Source organism: Mesorhizobium sp. M0772 (genome assembly GCF_040320135.1).
GTDB lineage: Bacteria > Pseudomonadota > Alphaproteobacteria > Rhizobiales > Rhizobiaceae > Mesorhizobium.
Genome location: NZ_JAMYPB010000053.1, coordinates 1 through 24403 on the forward strand (window position 1 = coordinate 1; position 24403 = coordinate 24403).

General features: G+C 59.6%; 11 protein-coding genes and 11 pseudogenes. 8 read left to right on the top strand and 14 right to left on the bottom strand.

Features of this window, described 5'->3' with window-relative positions; translation table 11 throughout:
• Positions 1–72: 72 nt before the first annotated feature.
• The 3 genes and pseudogenes from NKI06_RS26030 to NKI06_RS26040 all read left to right on the top strand — a co-directional run.
• Positions 73–670 (top strand): annotated as a pseudogene (locus NKI06_RS26030) (glutamate 5-kinase).
• Positions 671–703: 33 nt separating this feature from the next.
• Complete coding sequence (locus tag NKI06_RS26035; RefSeq protein WP_352561529.1) at positions 704–877, top strand: hypothetical protein; 174 nt, start codon at positions 704–706, stop codon at positions 875–877.
• Between the two features lie 443 nt (positions 878–1320).
• Positions 1321–2341 (top strand): annotated as a pseudogene (locus NKI06_RS26040) (IS256 family transposase); the annotation flags it as partial.
• Positions 2342–2645: 304 nt separating this feature from the next.
• On the opposite strand, the pseudogene NKI06_RS26045 reads toward NKI06_RS26040, so the two are convergent.
• Positions 2646–3816, bottom strand: a pseudogene (locus NKI06_RS26045) (IS110 family RNA-guided transposase).
• A 264-nt stretch (positions 3817–4080) separates the two neighbouring features.
• On the opposite strand from NKI06_RS26045, the pseudogene NKI06_RS26050 reads away from it, so the two are divergent.
• A pseudogene (locus NKI06_RS26050) lies at positions 4081–4284 on the top strand (transposase); the annotation flags it as partial.
• A 503-nt stretch (positions 4285–4787) separates the two neighbouring features.
• Here the strand turns inward: NKI06_RS26050 and NKI06_RS26055 are convergent.
• From NKI06_RS26055 to NKI06_RS26085, 7 genes and pseudogenes are all read right to left on the bottom strand, one after another.
• Entirely contained in the window at positions 4788–5960 is a 1173-nt protein-coding gene (locus NKI06_RS26055; RefSeq protein WP_352987589.1) for a serine hydrolase domain-containing protein, read from the bottom strand.
• An 80-nt stretch (positions 5961–6040) separates the two neighbouring features.
• Positions 6041–7075: an ABC transporter ATP-binding protein gene (locus tag NKI06_RS26060; RefSeq protein WP_352826448.1), complete on the bottom strand. Its 1035-nt coding sequence runs from the start codon at positions 7073–7075 to the stop codon at positions 6041–6043.
• Entirely contained in the window at positions 7072–8088 is a 1017-nt protein-coding gene (locus NKI06_RS26065; RefSeq protein WP_352561534.1) for an ABC transporter ATP-binding protein, read from the bottom strand. The genes NKI06_RS26060 and NKI06_RS26065 overlap by 4 nt, the downstream gene beginning before the upstream one ends.
• Positions 8085–9017, bottom strand: a complete 933-nt coding sequence (locus NKI06_RS26070) for an ABC transporter permease (RefSeq protein ID WP_352561536.1) — start codon at positions 9015–9017, stop codon at positions 8085–8087. Before NKI06_RS26070 ends, NKI06_RS26065 begins: the two co-directional genes overlap by 4 nt.
• Positions 8980–9918: an ABC transporter permease gene (locus tag NKI06_RS26075; protein ID WP_352561538.1), complete on the bottom strand. Its 939-nt coding sequence runs from the start codon at positions 9916–9918 to the stop codon at positions 8980–8982. Before NKI06_RS26075 ends, NKI06_RS26070 begins: the two co-directional genes overlap by 38 nt.
• A 23-nt stretch (positions 9919–9941) precedes the next feature.
• Complete coding sequence (locus NKI06_RS26080; RefSeq protein WP_352561540.1) at positions 9942–11525, bottom strand: ABC transporter substrate-binding protein; 1584 nt, start codon at positions 11523–11525, stop codon at positions 9942–9944.
• Between the two features lie 402 nt (positions 11526–11927).
• Positions 11928–12045: pseudogene (locus NKI06_RS26085) on the bottom strand (ATP-binding protein); the annotation flags it as partial.
• Between the two features lie 1155 nt (positions 12046–13200).
• On the opposite strand from NKI06_RS26085, the gene NKI06_RS26090 reads away from it, so the two are divergent.
• Positions 13201–14448: a metal-dependent hydrolase family protein gene (locus NKI06_RS26090; RefSeq protein ID WP_352561543.1), complete on the top strand. Its 1248-nt coding sequence runs from the start codon at positions 13201–13203 to the stop codon at positions 14446–14448.
• 245 nt (positions 14449–14693) lie between these two features.
• On the opposite strand, the pseudogene NKI06_RS26095 reads toward NKI06_RS26090, so the two are convergent.
• From NKI06_RS26095 to NKI06_RS26105, 3 pseudogenes are all read right to left on the bottom strand, one after another.
• A pseudogene (locus tag NKI06_RS26095) lies at positions 14694–15220 on the bottom strand (arginine deiminase family protein).
• Between the two features lie 355 nt (positions 15221–15575).
• Positions 15576–15708 (bottom strand): annotated as a pseudogene (locus NKI06_RS30920) (IS110 family transposase); the annotation flags it as partial.
• 312 nt (positions 15709–16020) lie between these two features.
• Positions 16021–16322 (bottom strand): annotated as a pseudogene (locus tag NKI06_RS26105) (IS110 family transposase); the annotation flags it as partial.
• A 228-nt stretch (positions 16323–16550) separates the two neighbouring features.
• On the opposite strand from NKI06_RS26105, the pseudogene NKI06_RS26110 reads away from it, so the two are divergent.
• A pseudogene (locus NKI06_RS26110) lies at positions 16551–17438 on the top strand (transposase).
• 140 nt (positions 17439–17578) lie between these two features.
• On the opposite strand, the gene NKI06_RS26115 reads toward NKI06_RS26110, so the two are convergent.
• Together NKI06_RS26115 and NKI06_RS26120 are read right to left on the bottom strand one after the other, a co-directional pair.
• On the bottom strand, positions 17579–18403 hold the full coding sequence (locus tag NKI06_RS26115) for a LuxR family transcriptional regulator (RefSeq protein ID WP_352561545.1): 825 nt from the start codon (positions 18401–18403) through the stop codon (positions 17579–17581).
• A gap of 1020 nt (positions 18404–19423) precedes the next feature.
• On the bottom strand, positions 19424–20650 hold the full coding sequence (locus NKI06_RS26120) for an ATP-grasp domain-containing protein (RefSeq protein WP_352561547.1): 1227 nt from the start codon (positions 20648–20650) through the stop codon (positions 19424–19426).
• A 986-nt stretch (positions 20651–21636) separates the two neighbouring features.
• Here NKI06_RS26120 and tnpA point away from each other — a divergent pair.
• Together tnpA and NKI06_RS26130 are read left to right on the top strand one after the other, a co-directional pair.
• Positions 21637–22071, top strand: coding sequence for an IS66-like element accessory protein TnpA (gene tnpA, locus NKI06_RS26125; RefSeq protein ID WP_352561549.1), 435 nt, complete (start codon positions 21637–21639; stop codon positions 22069–22071).
• A 731-nt stretch (positions 22072–22802) separates the two neighbouring features.
• Positions 22803–22931 (top strand): annotated as a pseudogene (locus NKI06_RS26130) (IS66 family transposase zinc-finger binding domain-containing protein); the annotation flags it as partial.
• A gap of 220 nt (positions 22932–23151) precedes the next feature.
• On the opposite strand, the pseudogene NKI06_RS26135 reads toward NKI06_RS26130, so the two are convergent.
• Positions 23152–24316, bottom strand: a pseudogene (locus tag NKI06_RS26135) (IS110 family RNA-guided transposase).
• Positions 24317–24403: the final 87 nt, after the last annotated feature.

Here is a 24403-nt window from a genome sequence, read left to right on the forward strand (position 1 = left end):
TTCAATCATCTGGACAGATCCCTGCGAGTTGAAGAGAAGCAAACGGCCGCCGCTATCAGTCAGTTTCAACTCATGCGTGCCTATGAACAGAGTTTCAAACGCCATGGGTTTGGCGTTGGGCAAATACTATTGACTCGAGAAGATATAGACGATCAACATCGCCGCCTTAATGCGCGGTCGACCCTGCAACAACTTCTCAGAGTTGGCGCCGTCCCCATTATCAACGAGAACGACACGATCGCAACCGCGGAGATCTGTTTTGGCGACAATGACCGGCTAGCGGCACGTCGCGCAGATGGTAAACGCTGACGATGTCGTTCTGCTTTCCAACGTAGATGGCCTCTTGTCGCAAAACCCACACAACAACCCCGCAGCCCGTCTGGTGACAGAGGTTAGATGCATTACTCCCGAGATAGAGGCAATGGCGGGTCGTCGCACGCCTGGCTCGCCACAGTTCGGGTGGCATGGTGACAAAGTGATGGCAGCAAGGATTGCCACGGACGCGGGCTGTGAAATGGTCATTGCGAGCGGTAACAAATGTTACCCGCTCGCTGCCATCGAGAACCGTGGACCATCAACCTGGTTCTTTCCGCTCGCTAAAGCCGGCGAATGCACCATGTCGGCGAACCTCCCCGGGAACTGTTCGACGAGATCGAGCGAGCAGCCTTGAGGACGTTGCCGGCGGCAAGTTCGAACAAGTCAAATGGAAGGTGCCCAAGCGCAGCCCGATTACCACGTCGAGGCCGGCAGCGCCTTCTGCTCGGTTCCGCATCAGCTGATCGACCGTGCCATCCAGATCCGCCTCACCCATCCGCTGGTCCGAAGAGCGTCCTCGACGGCGACGATGGAGGCTTTCGGGGTACAAACGGGCAGATGAGCCGCGCAATCTTGGCAAGGGACTGCCGATAGGGCGCGCCGTGGTAATATCTTGTGACCCGTTACGGCCCGGCAACCGCCTCGCATAAACCGGCTTACCGCTACGGGTCAGCAAGTGCTTGGCCGTTTTGGCATTGCGGCGCAGTTGGACGATCTCGTCGAGCATATAGACGCAGCAGTAAAGCTACTAGAACGGGTCGGTGCGCGCTGCATGGTGGTGTGCTAGCGATCAGCATGCGGAAACTAGCCGTCACGATCGATCGAGCTTACTCGCGTTGAGTCGATGAAGCGGCCATGAAGAATTATCACGTGTCCGCGGGTGCGGTGTCCCGGATGCTGGGCGCGGTAGTTACACAAGGCAAGGAGCGAAAACATGTGCGGCATCGGGGACTGTCGGGAATTCTGTGCGCGAGGCCATGATGATGGAAAGGAGAGAATCATCGCATGGCTATTGAGAGGGAACTTCTGGACCAACTGCTTGCCGGCCGCGATCCGAATGAGGTGTTTGCGAAGGACGGATTGCTCGACGACCTGAAGAAGGCGCTTTCGGAACGGATTCTGAACGCTGAACTCGACGAGCACCTTGAGGACGAACGCACCGACGGCAGCGTCAATGGCCGCAACGGCCATTCGCGGAAGTCGGTGCTGACGGGCACGTCGAAGATGACGCTGTCGATCCCGCGCGACCGGGCCGGGACCTTCGATCCGAAGCTGATCGCCAAATACCAGCGCCGTTCTCCCGATTTCGATGACAAGATCATCTCCATGTACGCGCGCGGCATGACAGTGCGCGAGATCCGCGGCCATCTGGAGGAGCTCTACGGCATCGACGTGTCGCCGGACCTGATCTCGACGGTTGCCGATGCGATCCTGGAGGAAGTGGCCGAGTGGCAGAACCGGCCGCTGGACGCGGTATATCCGCTCGTCTTCTTCGATGCCATACGGTCAAGATCAGGGACGAGGGCTTCGTCAGGAACAAGGCCGTCTACATCGCGCTCGGCATCCTGCCGGACGGCACGAAGGACATTCTCGGCATCTGGATCGAGCAGACCGAGGGCGCCAAGTTCTGGCTGCGCGTCATGAACGAGTTGAAGAGCCGTGGCGTCGCCGACGTCCTGATCGCCGTCGTCGACGGCCTCAAGGGCTTCCCCGAGGCGATCAACGCCGTCTTTCCCCAGACTGTCGTCCAGACCTGCATCGTGCACCTGATCCGTCATTCCCTGGAGTTCGTGTCCTGGAAGGACCGCAAGTCCGTCGTGCCGGCGCTGCGCGCGATCTACCGGGCCAAGGACGCCGAAGCCGGCATGAAGGCTCTTGATTCGAAGCTAGCTACTGGGGGCAGCGGTATCCGGCGATCACCCAAAGCTGGCGGCGCAATTGGCAGCACGTCGTCCCATTCTTTGCCTATCCCGAAAGCGTGCGGCGGATCATCTACACGACGGATGAGATCGACAAGCCTGATTCCGACTTTTTCGATTCCTGTTGCGTTTCTTTGTTCGGCTCAGGTGAGCCTGTTTCTTCGTCCCGGCCCACAGGATTTCCCACGCGAGCGTGTCGAGACGCAGTCAAGGCTGGCCGGTGCGATGGCGGCACGGCCGGCTGCGAGGTTTTCCAGGCCACGCCTTGACGGCGTCGAGCACGGCGCCAGTCTGGTGCGGACCGAGGGCGTCGGTCGTGCCGCCAGATTTCCTTGTGCTATATTTGTTCCGGCACGGACGGCCACGTGGCAAAGAGTGGTGCGAGAGGATGAGAGTGCCGCCACGCAGCCGTTATAGTCGTTCCTCATTTGTGGCGTCGTGCGCCGCTTCAGCCCTCGTGACCGCCAATGCCGAACCATTAGCTCGTAGGCACGTTCGGCATTCTCGGCCGCGGCTTTCTCGCTGTTTCGCAACTCCTTCACGTTGTAGGCGTAAGCTGAACCGCGGCGACCGACACCGCGCTCGGCCGGCGCGACGGCCTTGAGAGCGAGCTGCCTCTGCTTTGTCGCCACCAGCGCCGGGCGAGCCCAGAAGTAGTCCTGCTCCTTTGTCAGCAGATGCCAGATCAGCACGGCGAGCTTGCGGGCGACCGCCACAGCTGCGACCTGATGACCACGCTTGGTACGGATGCGTAGGAAGAAGGCCCTGAGCGGTCCGGGCGCCTTCGCCGCGGCCCAGGCGGCCTCGACCAGCATGGCGCGGGCATGGGAACGCCCATGTTTGCTGATCCGGCCATATTGCGCCAAGCCAAGACCGGATTGGCGCACACGCGGATTGAGGCCGAAGTAGCTCACCAGCTTCTGCGGCTCGCGGAACCGCCGGATGTCGCCGACCGCGGCGATGATACCGCTCGCGACGATGACATTGACGCCGGTGATCGTCTGAAGCCGCCGGACTTGCGCATCATCAACCGCTTCCCGGACGATGTCGCGATCGAGGTCAGCCAGATCCTCGGCCAGGCGATCGATCTCGCGGATGTGGCGGGCGATAGCGGGCCGCTCGTCGTCGGGAAGCACCTGCCGCTCGAGCCAGGCGCGACCGCGATTGTTGAACAGATCGGCATGCGGGCACTTCGGCACTATTAGGTGCGCCTGCAGGATGCCATGCACCTCGTTGTTCACGCGCGTGCGGTCCGCTCGTCAGGTACCCAGACCTCCGGCAGAAAGCCGCTGGCATGGAGCTGCGCCAGAACGCCGGCATCGATCTTGTCGGTCTTAATCCTGGCATGGGCGATCGCCTTCACCTGCATCGGGTTGGCGACAATCACCCGGCCGACATAGGGCGACAGAACCCGCACCACCGCCATGGCGTTGCCCGTGGCCTCGACGACAACCTCATCCGTCCGTCGCAAACTGCGGCCGAACCCTTCCAGTCCCGAGCGGGTCATGTCGACCCGTCCGTGATGGCGCAGCCGGCCGTCTTCCCAAACCACCACCTCCGCAAAGGTGCGGTGGATGTCCATTCCAATCACACGTCTCATCGGCTCCCTCTCCTCAAACAGTCGGGAGCCGGCGGGCGACGCGACACCTACGGATCCGCGCTCTCGGCGCAACCGGGCAGGTCGCAGGGGCGGCCAGCTACTAACGCGAGCTCGCAGCTCATCGAATACATCGGCCTGCCCGCACTTGGCGTGCTCCCGGTGCCCCTGTCCCGGATGGTCGCACCATACGCCGAAATCGCTCATCTCCAGCGGGGATCGGATGGCACCGTCATGATCATACCGGTTACGAACATGCTGGAGCGGCTGAACCAGGAGATGAAGCGGCGCACCCTGGTCGTTCGCATCTTCCCCAACCCGCGGAGCTGTCTGCGGCTGGTTCGGGCATTGGCGGTGGAGATCCACGAGAACTGGCTCGAGGCGACCCGCTATCTCAACATGGATCATCTGCGCGAGCAGAAGAAGGAGAGCCTGAGGGCCTTGGCCGCCTGAGCACCGTTATGTGTCCGCCGCTCCGCTAAACACGGGAGCTGCGCGGCGGACACGCCGACGTCACCGCAATGCCACGCCATTTTGCAGAACTTGATGCACACAACTCCACTGTGCGCGGACGGCTCGATAGAAAAAGCGGAGGTAATCGCGGAAAAGGCCCAGCAGGAGACTAAGCTCACTGCCGGGCCCGTGCGCCTTGGGAGGGCGGTTTGTGCTTGGGGGACGCTTTTGTCACCTCAGCGTAATCATCTCCTAGCAAGTGCCAGTCATCGGGCCTGAGCTTAGTTGTGCACCTTGTGGACAACCTCTAGGCCGTCTAGGCCGCAGTCTGGAAGAGGATCTCCTTAATGATTTTGACGGCAGTCTTGTATCAGCTGGTTCACTATCTTGGTCGCGAATGCGGGCACCGGTCTTCTCTTGCATTATCTGACGCTAGAATAGAGCGCGATCCTAGGTGGAAGGAGGTACGGACTAACAAACGCGGGGCCAGGGCGGCAACCAGCTCAACATTCTGCAGCGAGTTCGGACATCATCTTCACTAGATCACTGGAGAAGGCGGCGTCAGACGCACTTTTGTTCTCAAGCACGCTGAAATAGACGACGACGACGCCGGTGTCGGGATTGGCGAGCATGAATTGGCCGCCGTAACCGCCGTGACCGAGCCATGTGCCGTCGGTGAACGTTTGGCGACTATAGAGCATCCAGTCCCGCGGCTTCGGCCAGGAAGGGCCGGGATTGCGGCGGGTCTCTTCGATGAAGGCGGCATCGCCCACGCGGCGGCCGTCGACACCCTCGCCCTTGCGCGCAAACAGTAGCCCGTAGCGCGCGAGATCGCGGGCGGTGAGGCAGGCGCCACCGTCAACCAGCGGCACACCCTCGCGGTCGCAAGTGATATGGAAGGATCGCTCTAGGCCTGCCCCCTCGATGATCTCGATCAGCCAGTCGCGCAAGGCCCGGCCGCTGGCGCGCTCGATGATCCAGCCAATGAGGTCGCTGTTGGTCGACTTGTAGAGTACCTCGCCGGTGCGATTGGCCAAATCGTCTCCGGTGATGCCGCAGATGAATGAACGGGTCGTCTCTTCGTTCTGACCCCCCGGCGGCAGGCGCCAGCCGATAGCGGCCTCCATGTCAAAGGACGAAGTGTAAGGATCGCTGTAGTCCTCGCTGAAGTCGTTGGCGACGTTCATGTCGGCGACCGCCTTGACGGTCGCCTCGGCGTAGCCCGTACCGATCTCCGGCAGATACGTGCCTACTCGCGCGTCGAGATCGACGAGGCCGTCAGCCACCGCGCGACCGAGCATCAGGTTAAGCGTCGTCTTCGTGATAGACATGATGGGATGCGGCCGCTCGGGCCCGAAGTCCGGCGCATAGGCCTCGTAGAGGATCCGATCGTCGCGCACCACCACGAAAGCCGAGAAATGTGGCATGGCGAGATAGCGTGCGACCTCGGGCCGTTCCCCGATTGTCCAGTCGACCTCCTTCCTGAGCGGCAAGACGCGGGGGGCGCGCATCGACATGGTATAGCGCAGAGTGGTGTGGAGGTTGTGGAAGCCACTGCGGCGGTGGTCCGGCAGGTTCCAGCGCGGCTTGTTGTCGAACTGGGTGGCGAGGTCGGGATTGGCGATCGAGCAGAGCGTCATGCGGCGGGTCTTTCCAAGTAGAGGTTCATGGGACATGAATAGTGCACGGATCTGTGACCCTAGATTCTTCTATTTCCTTCGCACGGTCTGGATGGAGCGATGGATGGCTAGTCAATTCAGGGTTGGTTCAAAGACAGTCGTGTCTGCTCAAATGGCATTGCGGTTTCGCGTTCCAGCGGGAAATGACATTTGAAGATGTGATCCGCGTCATCCGGTTTTGTTGAAGGTTCGGGGAAGACGCAGCTGCAGATATCCTTCGCGTAACGACACCTTGTGTGGAACTCGCAGCCGGACGGGCGCTTCATCAGGCTCGGCACGTCCCCCTTGAGCTCTATCCGATTGAGCACCGCATCCGGATCAGGCTCGGGATTGGCCGCAAGCAGCGCCTCGGTGTAGGGGTGACGCGGCTGCTCAAAGACACACTCGGTCGAGCCGACCTCAATAAAGCGGCCGAGATACATGATCGCCATGCGATCGGTCATGTGGCGCACAACGTTGAGATTGTGCGAGATGATCAGGATCGCCATGCCGAGTTCGTCCTGAAGCCGCGCGAGCAGATTAAGCACCTCGCCCTGGACCGAGACGTCGAGGCCTGCGGTCGGTTCATCGGCAATAATCAAGTCCGGAGTCAGCGCAAGAGCACGCGCGATACCCACGCGCCTGGCCTGACCTCCGGAGAGCTGATGGGGATATCGACGAGCAAAATCCGCCGGCAAGCCGACCATCCGAAGCAGGCGCTCGGCTTCGCTTCCGGCATCGCGATCCTTTAATCCATGGATGCGAAATGGCTCTGTGAGGAGCGATCTAACGGTCAGCCTCGGCGAGAGTGAGCCGATGGGATCCTGGAACATCATCGCCATGCGTCGCAAGTAGGGCTTGCGTTCAGCTCCGCTGAGTGTCTCAATTTCCTGTCCGTCGAAGCTGATGCTGCCGCTGACAGCCCGCTGCAAGCCGATGAGCGTACGCGCGATGGTGGATTTGCCCGAGCCGCTTTCACCGACAAGGGCGAGTGTCTCGCCTTTGCGGATTTCAAAGGACACACCGCATACTGCGTCGATGAAAGAGGCTTTCGTCCCGGTTGCGAGCGCCTTCAGTGGCCCCATGGTGCGGAAGCGGACACGCAGATCCTGAACCCGAAGCAGTGCGCTCATGCCACAACCAACCGCTCTTTGTCGAGGAGATGGCATCGGGCGACTTGGTTCACGCCGATGCGGTACTCAACCGGGTTCTCTTGCACACAGCGGTTAGACGCATGTCGGCAACGTGTGCGGAAAATGCATCCTACCTTGCTGCCCAGGAGACTGGGCACCTCGCCGGGTATGGTCGGCAAAGTGCGTGTGCTTTTTTTGATACGCCCGGGGTCGCACTCAAGCAGCGCGCGGGTGTAGGGGTGAGCAGGATTGTGAAAGATGTCCCGAACGGCGCCCTTCTCCACTACTTCACCCGCATACATGACTGCGACCCGGTCGCACAACTCAGCCACCGCGCCGAGGTGGTGGGAGACGAAGAGAATCGAGCAACCAATTTCTTTTTGCAGATCCTTAAGCAAATGAATGATTTGCACTTCCAGCGTTGCATCAAGCGCAGTGGTTGGCTCGTCGGCGACGAGGAGCGCTGGTTTCACAAGAAGCGCCATAGCGATGCAAACGCGCTGACGCATGCCGCCAGAGAAATGATGCGGATAGGCGCCTATACGGCTTTCCGGATCAGGAATTCCGACCCGGTGCAGCATCTCGAGGGCACGAGCTCGCTTTTCGCTACGGCTTCCTTGTCCGTGGTGCTGGATATCGATCATCTGGCTCTCGATGGTCCGCACGGGACTGAGAGCGGTCATCGGGTCCTGGAAAATCATCGAAAGACGATCGCCGAGCAGGCTCCGACGCGCCTGAACGGGCATTTTCAGCAGGTCCTTACCCTCGAAAAGGATGCTGCCGGCTGTCACATCTGCATTTTCTGGAAGCAGGCCCATCACCGTATATGCGAGGGTCGATTTTCCAGATCCGCTTTCCCCGACGATGCCAACCACCTGTCCGGCTGGCACATCGAGCGAAACGTTTCGCAGCGCATGAACACGGCCGCGTGGCGTCCCAAAGTCGAGATCGAGCCCACGGGTCTCAAGAAGCGGTCGGGCGAACGGATGCGGTGTCAAATCGTCGGGTTTCATAGGTCTTTCCGCAGCTTGGGATCGAACATGTCGCGTAGCGCCTCACCCAAAAATGTAAAGCCAAGCGTTGCAAGGATGATGGGAATGCCGCTGGCGATCACCAGCCAAGGGGTCTGGTTGATGTAGCTATAGCCATCGTTGAGGATCGCTCCCCAGTCAGGCGTCGGGGGCCGCACGCCCATCCCGAGGAAGCTGAGACCTGCTTCCCAGGCGATGACCGCCGGCACGTCCATGCTTACGAGGATGAGAAGGGGGCCAATCACATTAGGCAGGACATGCACGCCAAGGATGCGCGTCGTGCCTGCGCCCATGCTGCGCTCTGCCGCTATGTACTCACTGCTGCGCAACGCCTGGGCCTGGGTGCGCACGACGCGCGCATAAATCGGCGCCGACGTTATTGCGATGACAAAAATGATACTTGCCAGACTTGGTCCCAGAAGCGCGATGATGGCCAGTGCGAAAATTATTCCTGGAAACGAGCGGATCGTATCGAAAAAAAGCAAAAGCAAATTGTCGAGCCAGCGAGGACCGAATCCAGCAATCAAACCAAGCACGACGCCGACCGCCAGCGCACTGCCGAGGGAGGCGAAAGCAACGAGGAGCGGGATGCGGCCACCCATTATGGTGCGAGAAAACGTGTCGCGGCCCAGTTGGTCCGTACCCAGCAGAAAATCCAGTGAAGGTGCGGCCAGACGAGGCCCGACCATGATCCGGATCGGATCATGCGTGATTATCAGCGGAGCGAAGATCGCGCTTGCTGCTATTAGTATGACAAGCACTGCTCCGAGCACGCCCAGCGGATTTTTGCGAAATTGGCGCAAGAAGGTGCGAAAGGCGCCGGTATCGATGGCTTCGTTGGCTTCCGGATGGATGGCTTCAACGCTTACCATGTCAGAGCTTTTCCCGGGTTCGCGGATCGAGGAATGCATTGATCAGATCCGAGAGCGTCGTGGCTGCAACGATAAGGAACGTAGTGAGGAGCACGATGCCCATCACTATCGGATAGTTGCGCGTATTGACAGCGTTCACGATCAACGCGCCGACGCCAGGCCTCGCGAAGACCACCTCAATAAAGACAGCCGACGAAAGAAGCCACGCGATGCCTACCCCGAGTATGGTCACAGTCGGCAGGATCGCGAGCGGCAGCGCGTATCGCGCGACGATGCGCCATTCCGAGATCCCGAAAGAGCGGGCCATGCGGATGTGGTTTTCCCCCAGGATCTCAAGCATGGATGCTCGTACCAGTCGGGAAATGTAGCCGACCCACCCTACCCCTATGGCGAAACCTGGGAGAATTAGATGGATAAGTCCATCCCAGAAGCCATTACCGGCTCCGATCGCTGGCAACCAGCGCAGCGTCACGGCAAAGATCAGCAGCGCGTAGACAGCCATAACAAAGGAAGGAATTGCGATTGTGGCGACCGTCAGGACTCCCGCCACTTGGTCGACGAAGGAGTTTCGCCGCACCGCGGAGTAGCAGCCGAGCGGCACGGCTACTACGACCGCCCATAAGATCGATACGAAAATCAGTTCGATCGTAAAAGGCAATTGCTCCAAAACAATGTCGGCAACAGGCCTACGGCTGAATACGTCAAAACCCAGGTTGCCATGAAGCAATCCGCCGAAGAACGTAATGATCTGCACAACAAGCGGCTTGTCGAGCCCCATCTGCTCATGAAGCAACGCTCTCATTTCAGGCGTCGAGCGCGGGCCGAGCAAAATCGAGGCCGGGTCGCCGGGGACGGCGCGGATCATCAGGAACATAAGCACCACCGCAATCGCAATGATTGCGATCGCGAGGGCTATCCGTTTGAGGATATAGAGCCACATCTTCTTGATAAGACTAAGCCACTCTAAACCGGTTTGAAATCGAGGTATAGTGGGGCTCCGTCCGGGCGGGTTGCGGCCTGTATTTGCGTAGTGCGGTACATGACCGGTGTCCCTCCATGGGTCAAGAACCGGTAGGCACCGGACTCCTCCATGAGATCTTGCATCTCGGAATAGAGCGGTGCCCGCTCCTTCGGGTCGCTGATGGCGAGCGCCTTGGCGTTCAGCTCATCAAAGCGCTTGCTGCGGAAGCGCTCCCAGTTCCACACGCCGACCTGTTCGCTCACAAAACCATAGGCGGCATAGTATGGATCCGGCAGCATGGTGTACTCATTAACGATGAGCTGCATATCCTTCCAGCGGTCGCCATCCGCTTCCGAACCAATAGTCCAAAACGAGCCGGAATCCTGGACCTTGACGTCAACCGTAATGCCAATCTGAGACAACTGCGCCTGTATCACTTGGCTGATTGTCGATTTAGTACTGTCGTTCAGGCAATCGAGGGTCAAGGTGAGATCGCTCACACCAGCCTTTTCCAGGAACTCCTTGGCCTTTACGAGATCACCTTCCGGGGGAACAAGCGCCTTGTCGCGATGCCCGGCAACACCGGGAGCAATCAACCCCGTTGCGACCGCCGCCTGACCCGCATAGGCGGCATCGAGGATCTGAGGTACATTGATCGCCCATTGGATCGCCTTGCGGACATTGATGTCCTTCAGCTTCGGATGATCCAGGTTCATGCCGAGCCAGGTATAAGAGAGCGAGGCAAGTTCCTCGACCTTGGTGTCCGCGGGTGGGTTGCTCTTTAAGGTCGCAAGCGAATCCAAGCTGATCGTAGTGAAATCGATGTCGCCCGCTTGATACGCACGCTCCGCAGCCTTTTCGTCGGCGATCGGAACGATGCGAATTTCGTCAAAACCTGGCTTCGGCCCCGACCAATCGGGATTGCGGGCAAGAAGGAGATGCTCATTCGCCTTCCACTCCGCGATCACATAGGGGCCGGAGAAAGCGGGCGGCTTCATGCCGAAACTACCGCCATCACCGGTTGCCTTCATCACCGCATCCTCGGAAACGATATGGCCAACGCCATAGGGAAGGCTGATTAGCCAAGCTGGCACGAACGGCGTCTTGAAGACGATTACGCCAGTATGGTCGTCCTCCAACTCGACAAGATCGAGCGGACCCCAGTCGCCGGCAACCGGCGATTTGTGCTTGATAACGCGCTCGAACGAGAATTTGACGTCCTTGGCGGTCATCTCGCCATGGCCGCCCGTAAATTTGATGCCCTTCTTAAGATGGAAGCGGATATGGGTGGGATCGACCTGTTCGATCCTTTCTGCCGCCTCCAGATCCCAGCCCCATTCGGAGCCCGGCTTGTAATGCGTGAGCTTCGAATAGATGCAGTTCATCACGTCGACATCGGCTACCCCGCCATAGAAGCCCGGATCGAGGGTGAGAAGCTCACGGAAGGCGCGCGCCTTGAGTACCTTGCCTTCTGCGGCCCAGATGGTCTGCGAGAGCGGCATGCCGGCTGCTATGAGTCCTCCCCCGAGCGCCGCGCCGGTCTTGAGAAGGGTCCGGCGGTTCACACTGCCTACGATATTATTCATTACCAGTTCCCCTTTTTAGTTGAGCGATTCCGTTGGAGCGGATCCTGCTATTAGGATGAGGTCGCAACGGCGTCGTTGTGCGTCAATGTTAACGTTTTTTGAAACAGAGCTGTCACAATTCGTTCGGGGTTGCTCCAAATGCGTCGGCAGCTACCAAGCCGCTTCGACCAGCATGCCCTCTCGCCCGGCCTCGGCCCTGCTTCGTGATACGCCTAATCCGCGCGGCTGCAACACCCCGCGGGCTGCGTAAGCAGATCAGCCTGAGCGGTACCGGGGTGCGGATCATCGGCCCCAGGCCGGGCTGCCGTAAGCCTCGGATCAACCGGTATCGCATCCAAATCGTGCGATGGCATGGAAGGTGAACGACCGGACGCGCTAGCGGACGGCTATCTCCACGCGGGCGACGGCAGGATCGTCGCGGCAGGCCCGATGGCCAAGGGCCGAAGCAAGCCAACTCTTTCGACGCTGAGGGGCCCGCAATTAGTAAATTGTGCCTGGCACGGGCCCAGTCGCCGGTAGCGATCTTGAGCAAGAGAGAGATCGAGCGTGGAGTGAGGATAATCAGTCCTTTGGAAGTGGGTTTTCCGGGGAAGTAGCCGGGGTCATGCAGGTCGAGGCGAACGGCCACCCTCTTTTTCTCGGCAATGTTTGCTCCCTCTTTGTTGGTAAGAACGGATGCGAAAGCTTGGCAGCTGAGCGCTCCGATGGCGATGGTCCGCGCGGATATCGTCTCCGCGCGTTCACGATCGATGTCCTTGAACAGACGCAGCACCCCCAGACATGAGCCGAAGCCTAGTTCGGGTGCGCACGGTTGGCGAGAATAGCGATTCGGTCTGCGGCTGTATTGATGGCACCGGCGACGGAAGCGATCCGGGTCCACTCGGCATAGCGCCGATCGGCACTGGGCATGTGATCTGGATCGGTTCCATGGCGAGGACCTCCAGAGCGGCGCTGGTGGACGGCAATGCGCTTGCCGCGGTGGAAGATCTCGATGGTTCTGGCGGGTCGCGGATATCCACCTGCTGGAGAAAGGCTGTGCGGCAAGAAGGTCTTTAACCGACGGCCGCGTTGGCTTTGCTGCTTAGAAGGTCTGATCGCAAATATACCGTCGCGGTGGGAATGCGCGAAGGTGAGCCATACGAGCTTCACGCGTCAGATCGCCTGCACTGCGCCGTGCCGCGAACGCCGCTTGGTAAAATGTGCCTTAACGTCGTCATCGGGTATGTCGGGCCGGAGTCGGTCGGCGCCTCCAGCACCTTGCCCGGAGCCCGGCATCATGCGGCATACATCCAACGTCAGTAAATTCCGGGGCATGATCGCGCTCGCGTTAAGTTGGAGACGGGGTTCAAGGCGTAGATTCGGCAGACCGGACTGAAGCAATCAGTCCGCGCGCTTTTGAAACGCTGATTGCAGACCTGGCACCAGATTGAGATTTGTTCGACAGGAGAGCTGTGCAATCTAGGGCGGCGCTTCGCCAGGAGGTGATCTGAAAGATGAATCCCCGACGCCGGAGGAGCAAGCAACGAAGAGGGGCTGAGCTTCTCACTCGCAAAGGCATCATGATGATCGTCCTCAGCCTCAATCAGCTCGGCGATGGCCACCTGATGCCCCCGAGTCGAGACCGAAAATCTGAGCTGAACTTGATTTCTGCAATTTCACAAGGAGTGCAATGCTAATGTCCATTACTATCAAGGGCGGCAAGATCATCGACGGAACGGGCAAGGAGGCTTTTTTTGGCGATGTCCTGATCGATGATGGCCGCATTGTCGCGGCAGGTCTGGATATCAGCTGTCGCGACGCCACGGTAATCGAGGCGGCCGGTCACACGATCATTCCGGGGCTGGTCGACACACATGACCACATTTGCTGGGGTGATACTGTTGACGAGCCCCGTTCCTGGACGGCATTCTCGCAACTCACCGAAAAGGAAGCTGGTTTCTTCGATCTTACCGCCAAGGCGGGTCGTGACGTCGCCATGGGCGCCTATGCTTGTCGCAAGACCCTTCTTGCCGGATTCACCACCATCCGCGACGTCGGGTGCTCAGGTTACAGTGACATCGTGCTACGCGAGGCCGTAAAAAACGGCTTCTTGGTCGGTCCACGGATCCTTGCCTGTGGTGGCGGCGTCGCGATGACCGGCGGGCATGCCTGGATGGACGTGGTCGAGGCTGACGGGGTCGACGAGCTCCGGGTCGTGACGCGGCGACAGCTAAAAGCAGGCGCCGACCTCATCAAAATATTTGCTACCCGCGCGGGCGGCGGGGAGTGGTCCGGCGGGCCGGAATATACCGTTGAGGAGATGCGCGTCATATGCGACGAGGCGCGACAGCGCGGCAAGCATACAGCAGCCCACGCCGTAGGGGCAGAAGGCATTAAACGCGCTGTTCTTGCCGGCGTCGACACGATCGAGCATGGCTGTCTAATTGACGAAGAAGGTGCCGAGCTCATGGCCGAACGTGGGACTTGGCTTATCTCGACGCTCTATCCTTTCGAGCGTCAGGCAGCGCGGGCGAAACAGTTCGGCTATCCAGATCACCTTGTGATTTCGTCCTCGGAGATTATGAAGGTATATCCGGACAATCTCCGCATGGCCGCAAACAAGGGCGTTAAGATTGCGCTCGGTTCCGACTGCGGGATCCCCGACCTAACCTTTCATGGTGAAAACGCGCTCGAGATTGTTCTTTACTCTAAACTGGTCGGCGTATCACCCGTGGAGGCGATCCACCGCGCAACCGGGGCGGCGGCCGAGGCAATCAAGCTCGGCCAGGAGATCGGTACGCTGCTGCCCGGAAAACTGGCCGATGTGGTGGTCGTGGAGGGAGACCTTGAGGCAGATCTTTCGATCCTACTCCAGCGAGAAAAGATCAAGCACGTCTTCCAAAGTGGCGTCCAATCTGTGAAGGACGGCCGCCTTATCGTTTGACCAGTAGGTCGGCAATTTCCGCAAGTAGCGAGGGACCGGATAATGGGTCGTCGGGATCGCGACGCGAGACTTTAGTTGCGTTATGTTCGTGTGTCGAGAGATCTGTGATCATCGCGTCACGCTGCTCCATGTTGGCAATTGCAGGAGCAAGACGAAAACGGCATCGTAGGTAGCGAGGGATCCGCTCGTTCTTGAGCTCGGTTTTCCGATGTTGACCGTGACCTGGGACCCTTGTTCCCTCCAGTTCAATGGAGAGTCCGGAGTTTCATTTCTGGCCTCATGCGGCCTGTTTTTCCAGAGCCATTTTGATGGCGAATTCGATGCTCAGGACCGCGCGGGTCATTTCGATCAGCGATCATGTTGAGGCGGAAATCGCCGAGATTGCGTGCAATGTGCCCCCACGGCCACGGCTGAGTTCTGCACCCTCGACGGTGATCACCGACCCCGGGCTCGACGGCGATCACATTATTTGCGGCAGCCCATTGCTCCCGCTCGGCCGCGAAGCTGTCGCCGCCGGTCTCGACAGTACGAAGAGCCTCAATCCCAGCGCCTCGGCCACGACCGATAAAAAGGGCCTAGTCTCCCTGGTAACATCGAGCACACCCTCAGCAGTGTTAGGTCGCAACGAAAACGTCTTGAGTAGCTCAACGACCGGCGGATAGATGGTCACGAGGTCGCGGTCACAGAAGGTGAAGATCGTGTCCAGATGTATAGAGTTGCAATTCCGCGGCATCAGCGCTGCGAGGGGGCAGTTCACGTAGATTGATGACATCCGACGCAGCGTCCGGACGAGCCGTAGAATAAAGACCCGCAGGCATCGGATTTGACGGTCGCCTGCCACTGTTCGAAGAAGTGGTGGAGAGGCCCTAAGCTAATCATCGGTACAGACGTCGGACGGCCCTCCTCTAAGGTGAACGTCACCTAAATTGCAAGAGCGATGCCAAGCGGAAAAGCGATGTAATTTCAATATTTCCGCCTGTCCGTACCGGCCAAAAAAATTTTGTCGGGCTTTTGACAATCCAATTGAGTTGCCAGAGGCACGATGTCTTCGCACAGAGCCCGAACGTCTCATCCGCGAGAATTTGAAGCAGACGTCCCGCTCCACCGCCCCTCACCGGATGGGTGCCGATCTTCAGCATCTCGCGATGGAGCTTAGTGAACTCGCACCACAACGCCGTCCGCGCGGCCAGCATCGCACCAATAACCGTCTCCAAAGTGACGTCGCCCTGTTATCAGCTCCCGGATGCGCGCCTCAAACCTTCAGACTGACCCAACTGCTGCGGATGGGATGATACCGCCCGGTCCATGCCAAATCGGCGACTTGCAAGGATAGCCGAGCCCTTCTTGTTGGACGCAAGCTTCTGCAACGCAAGCTTCTCGACGTCGAACCGAGCATCCGCGGGATCTTGCGCGGGTATGGGCTGGAGGTCCGAGACCGTCGTAGAGGTGCTCGGCCGAGCCACTGTCGAGATTGGTGACCTCCGACCGCACCAGCTGCCGTTCGCAGATCGCCACCCAGCCTACGAACGCAACGTATACACAAATACGTTGTTGAGGCGCGCCGGCGTGGAAGGCAATCCCCCGTGCATCTTTCCGGTCGGTCTTCACCGTTATTGCCGAGAGCGCCGCCTTCACGTGCCGCGTCTCGAGCAAAACCGCATCGCGGCCGGCGGCCACAAGCCCGGCATCCAGCCACTGCGACAATGGCCCAGCCTCGAGCCCAATGCGGATGACAGACAATTCCCGTCGAAATAGCGGACCAGTGCCTCGGGCTCGCTGGCGACCTTGATTTCGGGCACGATCGTTCCGCTAGCGTCCACGATGCACACGCTACTCTCTTCCGGAGAGACATCGATTCCCACATAGTGTTCTATGCTGTTCCTCTCAGGATGGTGGAGCCGATCGCTGGGACTCCGTTTCAAGACCATCATTCTGAGGGACAGCCACCAACTTGGCTATGCTCGCGAAGGCCGGCCCATTATCGCGTCTAGGCTGTCTTGTGCATGAGTTGGAGAGGCCGGCGGATGTAGCTTAAGCGTTAATTTAGCGTAGGATTCGGTTGCTTGGGCCAACCTTCCACCAGATCTCGCGAGTCACCCACCGTGACCCACGATACGTTGCCGCCGTTGTGTTTTCCAGCCGTCCAACGCAAGAAGATCACAGCTGATGATGGCGGAGGGCGGCGTCATGCTTCTGGCTGGCGCCGAGCGGCGTTTGCGACTGCCGACCGGCTTGCGGCTGCGATCCACGATCCGCGTCACCCGCAGCGGGTGAAGCACGGCCATGGCTGAGATCCTGCGCGCCCGCATCTTTGCAATCGCCTGCGGCTACGAGGATGCCAACGATCTCGACCGGCTGCGCACCGACCCGGCAGGGCGCAAATCATGGCATGTTGCGAGGACAACGGCATCTTCTACATCTTCGGACTGCCCGGCAACACGGTTCTCCTGTGGGTCGTCGACGAGAGCGCCGATGACGCACCCGCCGCGCGCTCAAGTGCAAGTCTGTGCTGCGCGGCTGTGCTGAGATTCACTATAAGGCGAAGTCTTGGAACCTTGAGACGCGTCTGCGTCCGCATCGAGGCAACCGCGGTGGGCCTCGACATCCGCCTGTCGTCTTGTGCATCTTGATCAGGTTTTCGGCCTGGCCGCGGGCGCAGTAGATCACGCAGACTTGCCCCTTGGTGCGCGATCCAATCTGACCAAAGGCACTTTGACATTGAGCCGCCAAGGACAACCGGACACATCCGCCAGGTCCGCCTCATCCTGCATACCGTCGCATACTGGCTGATGATCACCCTGCGCGACGCGGTGCCCACATCCCATCATCTGTGCAAAGCCGAGTTCGCCACGTTGCGGCTCAGGCTCCTCAAGCTCGGCGCCCGCGTCATCGAAACCGTCTCGCGCGTGCGCCTGGCCTTCGCCGCCACCTGTCCCGAGGCCAGCCTGTTGCTGGCGTTCGGCAGCAATCTGCAGCCTGCTGGACCATGACCGGCGGGGCAGCAGCCCCCGTCGAACCAGACACTTCAAACTCTCAGCGCGTTCACAAGTCCAGACACAGCCGCGGTGAAAAAAGGCGCCCCCGCCGCCACCTGTCCGCCGCTTAGCGCCAAACAAATCAGAAGCAGTTCTTACAATTCTATAATGCGCAATTTTGCTGCTTTAATCGCAGCAGCCGTTCTGCTTGGAGTATCCAGTTTTTGCTTTAGTTTTTTTATGTGGAAATTGACAGTGTTTGTTGATATTCCTAGGATAACTCCTATTTCCCACGAGGATTTCCCTCTTGCCGTCCATAGAATACATTCTTTTTCTCTTTCAGAAAGGCTAGGAGCCTGCTCAGCACCAGTCAAATTCGAGACCTTCATGGCCCTAAGATGGAAATGAAACGCAGCAAGTTGCAAATAGGTGACCGTTCCATTTGGGAATTCGCGGTCCCAGGGTCGAGCAAAGCTCATGATCGCCAAGCTGCGATCGGGGCCGCGCAATGGAACGCTAATTCCTGACTTTAACCCGAACGTCGCAGCCTCGTCCAAAATGCGCCGTTCGTCCTCGGTCGTGCTTGCGTCATTGCGCACATCGCTCCATCGAAAGGCCCCTGCCCGCTTTAGACTCGCCTTGATTATGGGATCTATGCTGCCATAACCCATTTTTAAATAGCGCTGCCGCCATTCATCAGGATAGTTCAGCATGATCGCGGAATCGCGTCGGACCGCCTTCAATCCGTCGGGAGTAGGAAAACCATAGGCGATCCACGGGCAAGCGCATTTCAGGGCAAAGGCGGATAACAGGGCGAACAACTGCTGGGGTTGAGCGACGCCATCTGTCTGATCGAGAAATCGGCCGAACTCGGCCGCAAGCGCCTGTCTAGCTGAACCCGGATAGCGTATTGGCGGGATCAAAGAAAACTGGTCGGCCTCCTTGGCTGCCGCCTCCCGAACTTGTGAGACTGCAGTCATCCCCGGAGGTTCCATAGCTCTCCTCCGCAGCCATTTGTGTCGGGTGTCGTGACTGGTCATACAAAGCTTCTGGCTGTGGGACTGCGGCTCTGCGCGCCGCTGTCGATCGCATCGCTGAAGCTCTATCACCTCAACGCAGCACGCAACATTAAGTTGAGTTAATTTTTACTTACTTAAGGTAACACTCGGAATAAGTTTTAAACAAACGATCTTGCCGCAAGCGCCTACTCCCGTGTTCATTCGATGAAGAGCGAGACACTCGCGCCAAGATTCTTCACGGGTGGACAAATTGCAGTTGCACAGCCCAGACTTGAAAGCTTGCAGTCATCGAAGGTCTAGCCGATCGGCTGGACGAGAGCATGCCCTTTCCGCGGCGCCGCTGTTCGGTCAAGGCAAAGGCGTGGATCATCGAGGGGTCGCTGGCACGGCGTGCGAATGGGTCAGCGGTGGCCCGCGCGAAAAAGCTGAGCGCAGCAGGGTTGGCCTGGCGTCGCCAGGCGCTGCGCTCGGTGCCGTCACGCTGCTGCCGGAGAGAGCCTTCGGCTGCAGAGCAGCAAAAGTTCGGCGGTGAAAGTGGGGTGGGGGGGGCAGCGCGGGCACAGCATGGCTGGAAATCGTCATCGGCCAAGCCACGCTCCGGCCGGGAAGTGGTGTCGCCCGGGCGCTTGTGTTCTCGGCGAGTCGGGCGGTGCGTTCGACCATCCGATCGGGAGCCAAGGGGCTGTGTTACGACAACGGCCGGCCGACTTCGCAATTATGCGGAGCGGAAATTATGCGGAGTCCGCAGCGGCCCGAGTGTGCACGGAAACGCAATTCGCTTCTCTTCCATGCGCAGAACATGCGGTGCATCCATAAAACATCAACGTCATCAGTGGGCAACTTTGGCTAAAGGGTACGCGATTTACCGGGCGCAAAGCGAACGCAAAGGCTAGTAACGCGACGGATCCGTTGCAACGTATCTCTCTCTCCTGCTCTCTATTGTAGCCAATGACGGGCGGGGGATTGGTCCGCAGATTGCCCCTATTCGCCGAGGGCCGGAAATGGTGTGATCGACCAGTCGATCAAGTCGACGGCACGCTGAACTATCGCCTCGGTCTGAGCAAGATTCGGTGCAGCGGCGATGACATGTCCGATCAAGTCTCGGACATCGCCTTTCCTGACAATCGGCGTCTTGTTTTTAACATAGAAGTTGACCTCGGCTACCCCTGGTACAGCAGCTGCCCGACTGTCGCCGATCCAATCGAGGATTCCATCGTGATCAGGAACTAGGAACCGCGCGACCGATGTCTGCGAATGCCTTTTGCGCAAATTCCATTTCTCGCCGATTGCAAGCTTGATGTGCTCGGTGATGACATCGACACCGTAAGCCAGTTGAATCATTTGCGGACTGGGCGGGCCATGAAGACGTGGATTGACTTCAATGACGACTGGGCCGCGCTTCGTCCACCGGAATTCAATGCCCGTTGGCCCCCACCCAAGGCCGAGAACTCGCAAACAGCTCAGCGAAACATCGGCGATACGTTTATGGTCGTCATCAGTCAGCGGGGCCGGAAAGGTGCACTCACGAAAGACGAAATACGGTGGGTCGCACAACTCAGCGGTGCCAATCCCAATTACCTCATTTCCCATTATCTCAGCGTGGTGATAGGGACCTTGTGCGAATTCTTCGACCAAGATCCTCGACGAAGACCGCCATGTATGCTGCCCGCCCAATAGATACTCAGCGTGCTCGGCTAACTCATCTACGTTGCGGCACAATCGGACGCCGCTGCTGCCCATCCCTACGGCTGGCTTAAGAATTACCGGCAGGCCGATCTCCGCAGCAGAGCTTTCCACCTCGGTTACATCTGTTGCCAAGCGGTAAGCAGGTATTGGTACGCCGGCCTCCGCGAGGAGCTGCCGTTGAGTGAATTTGTCGTTGCATCTCTCAACCGATGCGGGGTTCGGTCCTGGTAGTCCGAAACACCGGCAGAGCTTGCCAACTGTCGCGCAGCAAGACTGCGCAGCGGATGTGATGCCAGCAATGTCGTATTCCTTTCCTAGCTGGCAACATTCGCGGATTAGCGCATCGAGGCTTTTTGTATCGACGCGGATTGCCTCGGTGCTTTCTGCCGCAAGATAGTCGTACTGAGTTGGATCAGTCGATAGTGTAATTGGATGAAGGCCAAGACGCCTGGCTGTTTCGACATATAGCAGACCAGGACCTCTCGTATGGCCTTCAATCAGGATGATCGCTTTTCTCGGCATCGGCTGTTAACTCCCACTTGCGTGCCGTGCGGCTGTCCGAGCGAAACTCGGCATGAGTTCCTTAGCTGCGCGTGATCTCAGACTTCGTGGTGAACGTACCACTTGCGGCGCTTCGCGCTCGCAAAGACTCTGTAAACTTAATTGAAGGATCTGTTGCAAACGATCGGGTGTCTTCGCCATAACAGCTTTTGAAGAGCTATAACCGTCGAGGCGGACAGGTTTCCACCTATGGCGACGAGCGTCATGGCATGAGAGAGGTCGATGCTGTTCACAATCGCGGACGAGGCGTCGCCAGCCGCCGGTCGGCGGCATCAACGTTCTGGTGGTGGACGAGCCGGCCCAGATACTAAAGTCTGCAGCAATTCCGCGCCTTCGGCATCGTTCCTGCCGCTACGATCGTGGTCGGCCTCAAACCTGTGCACCATTTCCGCGCCGTCCTCAAGACTATTGCCGGCAAGGTCAGTCTCCGATAGGCGCACTCTGCACCCCACGTTGGGAAAAGCTGCCGCAATCGGAACGTGCCGCGACCGATCTTCCTTGATTTGAGCCGGTGGAAAGCGACATGACCGGCCCGCCCCTGCGGCCTTATAGATCACCAGGCAGGGTATCTCTTTCACCATTCAGTAGCCTAAGGGCGGCTGCTCCTTCCTGATCACGTTCTCACATCGACCCCAATCGCCTCATCTGTTTTGAAAAATCAGGGATGGGCATTTCGTCGGATGAGGCGCCGTGCTGATCGACGTCTTCGCCGCCGCGACCGCCGTCGTCGTGTGGGTTTGCCGGAACTTCATGAAAAGCCTCATCTGGTGATCGGTGAGGTGCGCCGGGCACAAAGTGATTCCTCCAAATCGGAAAAACACATACCCGGTCGACCGCGATCACAAGACGATGCCCGGAAGGGAGTAAGCGCTGTTGTGGAACCACCTTTCGGGAGTGCTCGCGATCTGTGAGGTTGCCGATCCTGTATTGGGATCGGAGATCGGCTTGTGTCTGGACTTGACCTTACGCTTGACCCGGATCGGCAGCCTCGGCGTTTCGAGGTGATCAACGGTGCCGGCGGTCGGCGTCATTGGTCGGTGGATGACAAGGCGCGGATCATCGCGGAAACGCTGGAGCCAAACGCAGTCGTTTCCGAGGGCGCCTGTCGGTATGACCTTAGGCCGCAGCAGGTCTTCGCCTGGCGCCGCGAAGCGCGCAAACAGGTCGCTTCGGTGCAGCAAGATTCTCCTGCCTTTGTGCCGGCGGTTGTGACGGCGCTGGAACCTGTAGCCAAGCGTCCAGCGAAGCAGCGGAAACGGCAAGCCACCCAAGATGCTGGCATGATCGAGCTTGAGATCGACGGCACCGCGATGCGCGTCGGCCGGGGCGCCGATACCAAGACGGTGGCCGCAGTGATCCGCGCACTGAAGGCGACGTCGTGATCGGGCCGACGGGTGCGGTCAAGGTCTTGGTGGCGACAAAGCCGGTCGACTTCCGCAATTATGTGGAGCGCAGGATTATGCGGAGTCCTGGCCGGCTCAGGCGGGCATATTGTCGATATGTCAAAAGCTTGAGACTGGCCAAATCAGGCGTTGCCGCCAGCATAATTAGGTCCTCCCTGAGGTGCGCAATGCATTTTAAGGAGAGACGATATGGTCAGCACGAAGGGGAAGGCCCCGAAGCTGGTACTGATGGACGCCGGGTTTCTGGCTCCGTTGATTGTAGAGTTCGCTACAGCCTTGAGCTCTGGCACACAGCGGCCTGACGATCAGGGGTTATACGGATTCCGCCCGGCACTTTGCGGCGTGGGTCTGCGAAGTGGGCCTGCAGTTGGACGGCCTCGGCAAGGGAGCGGTCGACGGCTTCGCTCGCCATCACTGCCGGTGCGCAGGGGGTCGCCGGTGGAACAGAGTGTCGGCGAAGTACGCGGGACGCGCGGGCCGGTTCGTCACGTTTCTCGCCGAGTGTGGTGTTGTCCCGCCGCCACCAGCCCCGGCTGAGATCGTCCATCCGCAGATCTTGGATTACCAGCGATGGCTATCCGTTCATCGCGGCCTGTCCGACCGATCGGTCTCGCGGTAGGGCCGCATGGTCAAGCGGCTGCTGCCCGCCCTCGGTGAGGATCCGCGTGTCTATAGCGCCGCCACGATCCGCGCCGTGTTCCGCTCCGATGGTCGTCGACATCGAGGATCAAGCCTGCCCGTGCTGCCGCAATGGTCTGCATCGCATCGGCGAGGACGTGAGCGAGCGGCTCGACATCGTTCCGGCGCAGCTGCGTGTGATCGTCGTGCGGCGGCCCAAAATGCCTGACGCGGCCCGGTCGCCGGGCCTCATCCACCTCACATGCGGTCGCCGCTCCTGGCGGCAGCACCAATATCCCGCTTGCGGCGGGCGCAGGCTCAGGAATACGAAACCATTCTGCCGATCGGCTGTTGAGGCCATGCATATTTTCGGTTCGCCCACCTGGATCCGAAAGGCTGATCAGGCCTTTGCGGAATGTAGGAAAAGGGTGATGGAAGCGGTCATGCGGTTTTCATGTGCGCTCCCTCGACGATGACGCCGGCGGTCGCGTACTTCCACAGCGCCACCAGCAGCTTGCGGGCGAGCGCGACGATCATTGCCTTCTTGAGGCGGCCGCCGTTGCGCGCCACCCATTCGCTGAACCAGCGGGCCAAGCCCGAGGCCGGCTGATGGCGCAGCCACAGCCAGGCAAGCTCGACCATCGTCGTTCGCAGCCGCGGATTGCCTGCCTTCGACACGCCTTGTTCGTGATCGATCGTGCCGCTCTTCCATGGGGAAGGTGCCAGTCCGTAGGCGGCCACCTGCCTGCGGTTGTTGAAATGCCGGAACAGCCCTTCGGCATGGAGGATAGTCGCGAATTCCGGCCCGATGCCCTTCAGCTTGAGCAACATCGCCGCCGGCGTCGAGGCGCCCACCGCCATCGCGGCGAGCAGCGCGTCGCGCTCGGCCTCGACGGCCTTGATCTGGCCGAGCAGCAATTCGAGACGGTCAAGTTCGCGGCCGATCTGGGCCTTCATGCGGGCCGGAAGGGCGCGGCCATCGCCGGTCCGCAGTTCTTCCAGGCGATCGCGCCGGTCGCGGCGCAAAGGCTCGTAGTCGCGGATGCCCTGGCTGAAGAGCAGGCTTTGATGCGATTGACGTGCTCGACCCGTTCGGCGACCAGCACCTTGCGCTCGCGGTTGGTCCGGCGGCGATCCTCATTCTCGGCGTCGGCACCCGGACCATCGAGCAGACGCGCGGCTCACCCCGCTTCACGGCCAGCAGGGCGCGGATCAGCGCCTCGCCATCAAGCCGATCCGTCTTGGCACGACGGTGGCGGCGCGACACCGCGATCGATGCCGCATCAACGATGTGACTTTCGATCCAGTTCTCGCGGTTCAGCACCCGGTCGATCCAGAAGCCGTCCAGCCCCGCCTCCTGGATCACCACCAACGGATAAAGCGTGCCTGTGCGCGCCTCGGCCTTGCTGCGCAGCCCGGTGAGGCAGACGAGCAGTCCGGCACTGTCACCGCCGGCGACCATGTGGCGCCACATCTTCTCGCTGCCCGGTACAATCGAGGTGACTAGCCAAGTCGATCTAGACAGCTCCAGCGAGACGAAGATTGCGCCAAGATCCACGCGGACAGCGGCTTGTAGCTCGGCTTGATCGGCGGTCGAAAGATGCATGAAAGGGCCTCCAAAGAGCGAGTTAAGATGGCCCACTCTGCCAGAGTGCGGGCCACGATCCACTCCCCATGGGATCTGCCGCGCCTG